Source organism: Streptomyces sp. NPDC006197 (assembly GCF_040613865.1).
Classification (GTDB): Bacteria; Actinomycetota; Actinomycetes; order Streptomycetales; family Streptomycetaceae; genus Streptomyces.
The window spans coordinates 97,322-105,966 of sequence record NZ_JBEXSZ010000008.1 but is presented as its reverse complement, the minus strand read 5'-3'; the positions used below and the strand labels follow the sequence as shown (position 1 = coordinate 105,966).

Sequence of the window (8,645 nt, the reverse complement as noted above, 5' to 3'; positions counted from 1 at the left end):
CTTGATGGCGGTGAAGCCCTCGTTCTTGCGGGCCAGGGCCTCGCTCGCCACCTCGTCGGGGCGGTCTCCGCCGATCCAGCTGTACACCCGGGCGCCGCCGATGACCCACGACCACGACCTGGTACTCCGGCCCACCGCCGCACAGATCGAGGCCGCGCTCAACCCGCCCGCAGGGCGGAACGGCGGTGACCTCGTCGTCGAGACCCTCACCGGCCTCGGCGCCACCACCGTCTTCGGACTCCCCGGCCAGCACGCCCTCGGCATGTTCGACGCCCTCCGCCGCTCCGACCTCCGCTACGTCGGCCTCCGCGTCGAGAACAACGCTGGCTTCGCCGCCGACGCGTACGGCCGGATCACCGGCGAGGCCGCCCCGCTGCTGCTCTCCACCGGCCCCGGCGCGCTCATGTCGCTCGCCGCGCTCCAGGAGGCGGCCGCCGCCTCCGCCCCCGTCCTCGCCATCGGCAGCCAGATCCCGGTGGCCGGGCTCGGCGGCGGCCGGCACGGCTACCTCCACGAGCTCCGCGACCAGCAGGCCTCCTTCCGGGACGTCGTGAAGTCCGTCCACACGGTCCGTACGCAGTCCCAGATCCCCTCCGCGATCGCGGCGGCCTGGGAGTCGGCGCTCACCGCCCCGCACGGGCCGGTCTGGGTGGAGATCCCGCAGGACGTGCTCCTCGCCGGGACGAGCCTGCCGGTGGTCACCGCCATGGACGCGACGCCCGAGGAGGTCGTCCCGCGCCCCGAGCTGACGGCACTCGCCGCGCACCTCCTGGAGAACGCCGAGCGGCCCGCGATCATCGCGGGCGGCGGGGTCGTCCGCTCCGACGCCTCCGGCAAGCTCCTCGCGCTCGCGGAGAAGCTCGACATCCCCGTCGTCACCACCTTCGGCGGCAAGGGCGCCTTCCCCTGGGAGCACCCGCTGTCCCTCCAGTCCTGGCTGGAGGACCGGCACACCACGGACTTCCTGGAGGACGCCGACGTCCTCCTCGTCGTCGGCTCGGGCCTCGGCGAGCTGTCCTCGAACTACCACACGTTCGCCCCGCGCGGCCGGGTGGTCCAGATCGAGGCCGACGCGGGCAAGCTGGAGTCCAACCACCCCGCGCTCGGCATCCACGCGGACGCCCGCCTCGCGCTCCAGGCGCTCCTGGAGACGGTCGGGGAGCGGACGGACCCGGCCGCCGCCGAGCGGGTCGCGGCCGTCCTGGGCAAGGTGCGGGACCGGATCGCCGCCCAGGACCTCGGCCTGGAGCAGCGGATCGTCGCGGCGGTCCGGGAGGCGCTCCCGGACCGGGCCCCGAGCTTCTGGGACATGACGATCCTGGCGTACTGGGCGTGGTCGGCCTTCGACGCGCGGCACCCGAACACGATGCACTCCGCCCAGGGCGCGGGCGGCCTCGGCTACGGCTTCCCCGCCGCCCTCGGCGCGGCCGCCGCCGACCCGTCCCAGCCGGTCCTCGCGGTCTCCGGCGACGGCGGCGCGATGTACTCGATCGCGGAGCTGGCGACGGCGAAGCAGTACGGCCTCGACGTGACCTGGCTGATCGTCGACGACGGCGGCTACGGGATCCTGCGGGAGTACATGACGGGTGCGTTCGGCGAGGCCACGGCCACCGAGCTCACCCGCCCGGACTTCGTCGCCCTGTCCGAGTCCTTCGGCGTCCCCGCCGCCCTGACGACCCCGGAGAACCTGGCGACGGACCTCGCGAAGGCCCTCGCCACCCCGGGCCCGTCGGTGGTGGTCCTCCCGGCCCTCCTGAGGATGTTCGAGCCGACGCACCTGTGACGGGCGCCGGTGACCCGCCCGGCCCGCGACGGACTGAGCGGACCCGCCCGGCCCGCGACGGACTGAGAGCGGACCCGCCCGGCCCCCACGCGGGCCGGGCGGGTCGTCCGCTCAGTCGACGAGCCCCTCCCAGGCCTTCCGGTACGCGGCGAGCTGTGCCTCGTACCCCTGGCGGAAGTGCTCCGTCTGCGGGGTGAGGTTCTCGCGGCCCATGGCCTCCGGGGGTATCAGCAGCGCCACGTCGGCGAAGGCCACCGCCGCCGCCTCGGCGACGGCTCCGCCCCGCCCCCGGGCGGCCAGCACGTCGAGGCCCGCGGTCCGTAGGAAGCCCTCGAAGACCGTCCGCGGCCTGCTGGTCGTGTCCCTCAGCTCCCGGTCCGTCGCCGGGACCACCCGGCCGGCCGACGCGAGCCCCCGTACCGCCCGCAGCGCCGCGTACAGCCGCCCCCACTGGTACGGCCTGCCGTCCTCGACCTTCCCCACGGACCTCCCCTTCCCCTCCGCCCACGGCACCGCCCCGTCGGCGGCCCCGAGGAGTCCTACCCGCTCCGGCGGCAATTGTTGCGGCGGGATGAAATCGCACGTCGGCCGTGTTGGGCCTTCCGGTAGAGCAGGACGAATGGGAGGACCTCGTGGCGGTCGGGGAGAAACAGCGGGGCTGGGCGCGCAGGCTGGCCGGGTACGCGTGGCGGTACAAGGCGAACACGCTGCTCGCCCTGGGATCCTCACTGGCGGGCATGGCCGTGCTCGCCCTCGTGCCGCTCGTCACCAAGGTGATCATCGACGACGTCATCGGGACGAAGACCCGGAGCCTCGGCGTCTGGACGGGGCTGCTCATCGGCGCGGCCGTCCTCGTCTACCTCCTCACCTACGTCCGCCGCTACTACGGCGGACGCCTCGCCCTCGACATCCAGCACGACCTGCGGACCGACATGTACGGCACGGTCACCCGGCTCGACGGGCGCCGGCAGGACGAGCTGTCCACCGGACAGGTCGTCGGCCGTGCCACCAGCGACCTCCAGCTGATCCAGGGTCTTCTCTTCATGCTCCCGATGACCATCGGGAACATCCTGCTGTTCCTCATCTCGCTGGCCGTCATGGCCTGGCTGTCGATCCCGCTCACCCTCGTCGCGCTCGCCGTCGCCCCCGCCCTCTGGTGGATCGCCAAACGCAGCCGCACCCGCCTCCACCCCGCCACCTGGCACGCCCAGCAGCAGGCCGCCGTCGTCGCCGGCGTCGTCGACGGGGCCGTGACCGGCGTCCGGGTCGTGAAGGGCTTCGGCCAGGAGGACCAGGAGACCGGCAAGATCCGCGAGGCCGGCCGGAAGCTCTTCGCGGGCCGGCTGCGCACGATCCGGCTGAACTCGAAGTACACCCCCGCCCTCCAGGCCGTGCCCGCCCTCGGCCAGGTCGCCGTCCTCGCGCTCGGCGGCTGGCTCGCCTACCGGCACCAGATCACCCTCGGAACCTTCGTCGCCTTCTCCTCCTACCTGGCCTCCCTCGTCGGCCCGGTCCGCATGCTCGCCGTGGTCCTCACCGTGGGCCAGCAGGCCCGCGCCGGCGTCGAGCGGGTCTACGACCTCATCGACACCGAGCCGGTGATCGAGGACGGGACCAAGGAGCTTCCGGCGGACGCGCCCGCGACCGTCGAGTTCGACGACGTCTCCTTCGCGTACGAGGACGGGCGACCGGTGCTCGACGGGTTCTCCCTGGAGATCCGGCCCGGCGAGACCGTCGCCGTCGTCGGCGCCTCCGGCTCCGGCAAGTCGACCGTCTCGCTCCTCCTGCCCCGCTTCTACGACGTCACCCACGGCGCCGTCCTCGTCGGCGGCCACGACGTCCGCGAACTCACCCTCGACTCGCTGCGCGCCGCCGTCGGCCTGGTCCCCGAGGACTCCTTCCTCTTCTCCGACACGGTCGCGGCGAACATCGCGTACGGCGTCCCCGACGCCACCCGGGAGCAGATCGAGACCGCCGCCCGCGCCGCCCAGGCGGACCGTTTCATCGCCGAGCTGCCCAAGGGCTACGACACCAAGGTCGGCGAGCACGGCCTCACCCTCTCCGGCGGCCAGCGCCAGCGCGTCGCGCTCGCCCGCGCGATCCTCACCGACCCCCGGCTCCTCCTCCTCGACGACGCCACCTCCGCCGTCGACGCCAAGGTCGAGCACGAGATCCACGAGGCCCTGAAGTCGGTGATGGCGGGCCGCACGACCCTGCTCATCGCACACCGCCGCTCCACCCTCGGCCTCGCCGACCGCATCGCCGTCCTCGACGAGGGACGCCTCGCCGACATCGGCACCCACGCCGAGCTGGAGCAGCGCTCCCCGCTCTTCCGCCGCCTCCTCACCGACCCCGAGGAGCTCGGCGCCGTCTCGCCCGGCCACGTCACGCCGCCGGACGAGCTCCCCGAGGACCGCACGCTGCGGGCCGAGCTGGACGCCGAGTTCGACGCCGAGCGGGGCATCACCCCCACCCTGTGGGTACGGGACGAGACCACCGGCCGCGAAAGCCCCGCGCCCGGGGCGACCCCCGAGCTGCTCGCCGCCGTCGAGGCCCTGCCGCCCGCCACCGACGTCCCCGACGTCGACGAGGCCCGGGCCGTGTCGCCCGAGGACGCGTACGGCCTGCGCCGGCTGCTGCGCGGCTTCGGCGTCCCGCTGCTCATCAGCCTCGGTCTGGTCGCCCTCGACGCGGGCGCGGGCCTGCTGCTTCCGGTCCTGATCCGGCACGGCATCGACGAGGGCGTGAACCGGCTCGCGATCGGCGCCGTCTGGGCGGCCTCCGCGCTCGCCCTGGTCACCGTCCTCGTGCAGTGGGTCGCGCAGACCGCCGAGACCCGGATGACCGGCCGCACCGGCGAGCGGGTCCTCTACGCGCTGCGCCTGAAGATCTTCGCCCAGCTCCAGCGGCTCGGCCTCGACTACTACGAGCGCGAGCTCACCGGCCGGATCATGACCCGGATGACCACGGACGTCGACGCCCTGTCGACGTTCCTGCAGACGGGTCTGGTCACCGCCTTCGTCTCGGTCGTCACCTTCTTCGGGATCATGGTCGCGCTGCTCGTGCTCGACCTCCAGCTCGCCCTGGTCGTCTTCGCGACCCTGCCGGTCCTCGCCATCGGCACGTACTACTTCCGCCGCTCCAGCGTGAAGGCGTACGAGCTGGCGCGCGAGCGGATCAGCGTCGTCAACGCCGACCTCCAGGAGTCGGTCTCCGGCCTGCGGATCGTGCAGGCCTTCCGCCGCGAGCGCTCGGGCGCGGCCCGGTTCGCGGAGCGCAGCGACGCGTACCGCGAGGCGCGCGTCCGGGGCCAGTGGCTGATCTCGGTCTACTTCCCGTTCGTGACCCTGCTGTCCTCGGTCGCGGCCGCCGCCGTCATGATCGTCGGCGCGAACCGCATCGAGGCCGGCACCCTCACCACCGGCGCCCTCGTCGCCTACCTCCTCTACATCGACCTCTTCTTCGCCCCCGTGCAGCAGCTCTCGCAGGTCTTCGACGGCTACCAGCAGGCCGCCGTCTCGCTGAAGCGGATGCAGGAGCTCCTCCAGGAGCCGACGTCGACGGCCGCCGCCGACGCGCCCCTGGACGTGCCCTCGCTGCGCGGCGAGATCGCCTTCGAGGACGTGTCGTTCGCGTACGGGGACGAGGAGCCGGCCCTCACCGGGATCGACCTGCGGATCCCCGCCGGGCAGACCGTCGCCTTCGTCGGCGAGACCGGAGCCGGGAAGTCCACGCTGGTCAAGCTGGTCGCTCGGTTCTACGACCCGACGAGCGGCCGGGTCACCGCCGACGGCACCGACCTGCGGGACCTCGACCTCACCGCGTACCGCCACCGGCTCGGCGTCGTCCCCCAGGAGGCGTACCTCTTCGCCGGGACGATCCGCGACGCCATCGCGTACGGCCGCCCCGAGGCGACCGACGCCGAGGTCGAGGCGGCGGCCCGCGCGGTCGGCGCGCACGACATGATCGCCACGCTCGACGGCGGCTACCTCCACGAGGTCGCCGAGCACGGCCGGAACCTCTCCGCCGGGCAGCGCCAGCTGATCGCCCTGGCCCGCGCCGAGCTCGTCGACCCGGACGTCCTGCTGCTGGACGAGGCCACGGCGGCCCTGGACCTGGCGACCGAGGCCCAGGTCAACCAGGCCACCGACCGGCTCGCGGGCCGCCGCACGACGCTCGTCGTCGCCCACCGGCTGACGACGGCCGCCCGTGCCGACCGCGTGGTCGTCATGGACCACGGCCGGGTCGCGGAGGACGGCACCCACGACGAGCTCCTCGCCCTGGGCGGCCGCTACGCGACGCTGTGGAACACCTTCATCGGGGAGGCGGAGGAGCCGGAGCCGGAGCGGGTCTGACCGCTTCCGAGCAGCGGGCCTGAGTACGGGGGATCCGCCGGGTGAGTATCCCGGCGGATCCCCCGCCGTCGTCCCGTGGGCTTGGATCGGGGACATGAGCAACGAGACCCGCGCCCGCGCCACCGCCTCGCCCGCCGTTCCCCCGGCCGCCGAGGTGGCCGGCCGGCGCCTGCGGAAGCTGTCCCTGATCTGGGCGGGCCTCTTCGTCCCGGCGACCGTGCTCGCCGGCATCGTCGCCCTCACCACGGAGAACGCCGCCCGCTGCGTCGGGTACGGGGACGGCTGCGGCTCCACCCCCGGCTACGCGTACCTCGGGAGCCTCGCCGTGGCGGCCGTGGCCTTCGTGATCGCCCAGAGCGCGGCTCGTACGTCCGTCGCCCGGACCGCGTTCCGCGTCCAGTTCGGCGCGGAGGCCGTCTTCGTGATGCTGGTCATGACGACCTTCGGGTAACCGGCACACGCGGAGGCAACCATTCCGGGGTGTCGTGCGTCGTACGGCCGTACGACGACTCGCCCAGGGAGGGGAACGCATGACCACGGACCGGTCCGAAGGGCACCACCGCCCCGCACCCGCCCGCGCCCTCGCCCGCGTGCTCGCCCCGCTCCTCGCCGCCCTCGCGCTGCTCCTCCTCCCCGGCCCGGGCCCCGGCGGCGGGACCGCCGACGCCGCCTCCGTCTGCCACGGCCGGCCCACCCGGACGATCACCTTCGCCACCGGGGAACTGCGCCTCTACCGGACCCGCCAGTACGTCTGCGCCGTCACCGTCGCCACGCGCCCCGGCCCCCGCCGCCCGATGGCCGTCTCGCTCCAGCCGCGCGGCGCCCGCCCCGTCGTCCGGGCCGGGCGCTTCGACCGGCAGGCGGGCCCCCTGACCGTCCACGCCCTCAACCGCTGCGTCAAGGCGACCGGTTCGGTGGCGGGCCGGGGCACGGCGACGGGCTGGATCCTGTGCTGATGGACGGATAAGTCCAAGAGTAAGGATCAACTGGGTCTGGCGGTCCGCACGTTGCCCCCGCTAGGTTCGCGACACCGTTGTGAACCAAGGGGAGGGTGAATGCGCAAGTCGCTGAGATGGGCGCTGTCGCTTTCGGTGCTCATAGGCACCGTCGGGTCGACCGGTGCGGCTACCGCCGCGGACACGGAGACCGGCAGCGCGACCGTCGTCGACTCGCAGAGCACGAGCACCGACATCAAGGACCGCATCCTGGCGATCCCCGGGATGAGCCTGATCGAGGAGAAGCCGTACGCCGGCTACCGCTACTTCGTCCTGGAGTACGTCCAGCCGATCGACCACCACCGCCCGTGGGCGGGCACGTTCAAGCAGCGGATCTCGATCCTCCACAAGGACACGAGCCGCCCCACCGTCTTCCGCACCAGCGGCTACGGTCTTTCCACCACGCCGAGCCGGACCGAGCCGACGCGGATCATCGACGGCAACCAGGTCTCCATGGAGTACCGCTTCTTCACGCCGTCCCGCCCCCAGCCCGCCGACTGGTCGAAGCTCGACATCTGGCAGGCGGCCAGCGACCAGCACCGCATCTACACGGCGCTGAAGTCGGTCTACGGCCAGAAGTGGCTCTCCACCGGCGCCTCCAAGGGCGGCATGACCGCCACGTACTACGAGCGCTTCTACCCGCGCGACATGGACGGCGTCGTCGCCTACGTGGCCCCGAACGACGTGGTCAACAAGGAGGACTCGGCCTACGACCGGTTCTTCGAGACCGTCGGCACGAAGGACTGCCGCGACCGCCTGAACGCCATGCAGCGCGAGGCCCTCGTCCGGCGCGAGCCGCTGGAGAAGAAGTACAAGGCCTGGGCCGAGTCCGAGGGCGCCACCTTCAACACGGTCGGCTCGCTCGACAAGGCGTACGAGGCCGTCGTCCTCGACTTCGTGTGGGGCTTCTGGCAGTACTACGGCCAGGACGTCTGCGACCAGATCCCGGACGCGGCGACCGCGAGCGACGACACCGTCTACGAGACGATCGACGCCTACTCCGGCTGGTCCGCCTACACCGACCAGGGCCTGGAGTACTACACGCCGTACTACTACCAGGCGGCCACCGAGCTCGGCTCGCCCACCATCAAGCAGCCGCACCTGAACGGCCTGAGCCGCTACGGCTACCAGCCGGCCAGCAGCTTCGTGCCGCGCGAGATCCCCATGAAGTTCAAGCCGCAGGTCATGCGGGACGTCGACGACTGGGTCCGCAAGAACGCGAACCGGATGCTCTTCGTCTACGGCGGCAACGACCCGTGGGGCTCCGAGCAGTTCCGCCTCGGCAAGGGTGCGCGTGACAGCTACGTGTACGTGGCGCCGGGCATGAACCACGGCGCGAACGTCGCCGGGCTCGTCGAGTCCGAGCGCGCCAACGCCACCGCCCGCATCCTGGCCTGGGCCGGGGTCCCCGCCCCGGCGGTCCAGGCGGCGCAGCCGCTGGCGCGGTTCGACGCGCGCATCGACACGGCGGTCGACGAGGACGCGACCCGGGAACACGGCCTGCGCCCGTGA

Annotated in this window: 6 protein-coding genes; 5 read left to right on the top strand and 1 reads right to left on the bottom strand. The window is 73.0% G+C overall.

The features are described 5' to 3' along the window. The first annotated feature begins 100 nt into the window (after window positions 1-100). On the top strand, window positions 101-1,783 hold the full coding sequence (locus ABZ318_RS04360) for a thiamine pyrophosphate-binding protein (protein WP_356900984.1): 1,683 nt from the start codon (window positions 101-103) through the stop codon (window positions 1,781-1,783). Between the two features lie 111 nt (window positions 1,784-1,894). Here ABZ318_RS04360 and ABZ318_RS04355 read toward each other — a convergent pair whose 3' ends face one another. Continuing rightward, window positions 1,895-2,266 (bottom strand): hypothetical protein, encoded by a 372-nt coding sequence (locus tag ABZ318_RS04355; RefSeq protein WP_356900975.1) that lies wholly within the window; start codon window positions 2,264-2,266, stop codon window positions 1,895-1,897. Between the two features lie 149 nt (window positions 2,267-2,415). Here ABZ318_RS04355 and ABZ318_RS04350 point away from each other — a divergent pair, with 149 nt between their 5' ends. The 4 genes from ABZ318_RS04350 (at window position 2,416) to ABZ318_RS04335 (ending at window position 8,645) form a co-directional block, all read left to right on the top strand. Next, the gene (locus ABZ318_RS04350) at window positions 2,416-6,138 is read left to right on the top strand and encodes an ABC transporter ATP-binding protein (protein WP_356900974.1); all 3,723 of its coding nucleotides are present in this window, start codon (window positions 2,416-2,418) and stop codon (window positions 6,136-6,138) included. Between the two features lie 94 nt (window positions 6,139-6,232). Beyond that, window positions 6,233-6,589 carry a hypothetical protein gene (locus ABZ318_RS04345; protein ID WP_356900973.1) on the top strand — a complete coding sequence of 119 codons (357 nt, stop codon included), beginning with the start codon at window positions 6,233-6,235 and terminating at the stop codon, window positions 6,587-6,589. 79 nt (window positions 6,590-6,668) lie between these two features. Further along, the gene (locus tag ABZ318_RS04340) at window positions 6,669-7,094 is read left to right on the top strand and encodes a hypothetical protein (RefSeq protein ID WP_356900972.1); all 426 of its coding nucleotides are present in this window, start codon (window positions 6,669-6,671) and stop codon (window positions 7,092-7,094) included. Window positions 7,095-7,193: 99 nt separating this feature from the next. Continuing rightward, window positions 7,194-8,645 carry an aminopeptidase gene (locus tag ABZ318_RS04335; protein ID WP_356900971.1) on the top strand — a complete coding sequence of 484 codons (1,452 nt, stop codon included), beginning with the start codon at window positions 7,194-7,196 and terminating at the stop codon, window positions 8,643-8,645.